Origin of the sequence: Pseudoalteromonas sp. SR45-6 (assembly GCF_014163545.1) — a bacterium.
Classification (GTDB): domain Bacteria; phylum Pseudomonadota; class Gammaproteobacteria; order Enterobacterales; family Alteromonadaceae; genus Pseudoalteromonas; species Pseudoalteromonas rhizosphaerae.
This window is the reverse complement of record NZ_JACJDM010000230.1, coordinates 1-264: the sequence shown is the minus strand read 5'-3', so window position 1 is coordinate 264 and position 264 is coordinate 1. Positions and strand designations below refer to the sequence as shown.

1 protein-coding gene is annotated in these 264 nt (G+C 53.0%); it reads right to left on the bottom strand.

The features are described 5' to 3' along the window. The coding region (locus H5158_RS23820; protein WP_182741002.1) for a hypothetical protein at positions 1 to 264 on the bottom strand (264 nt) is incomplete at both ends.

Below are 264 nucleotides of genomic sequence, written 5' to 3'. Positions count from 1 at the left end.
ACCACTGATAGTCCATGCCCCAGAGCCATCAGCCGTCACAGTACGCGATTGGTTATTCGAACCATCGCTGATAGTCACACTGACACTGGCATTGGCTTCCGCCCCAGAGCCGGTGATCAATACACGGTCATCTTCTACGGCATTGATCCGGCCATCAACCTCAATCGGGGTCGTTATGGTCAAGGCATTCGGTGCTGCGTTATCTAAAATCACTGAGGTGCTGGCTGCACTTGAAGTATTGCCCGCTGTATCCGATTGTGTGGC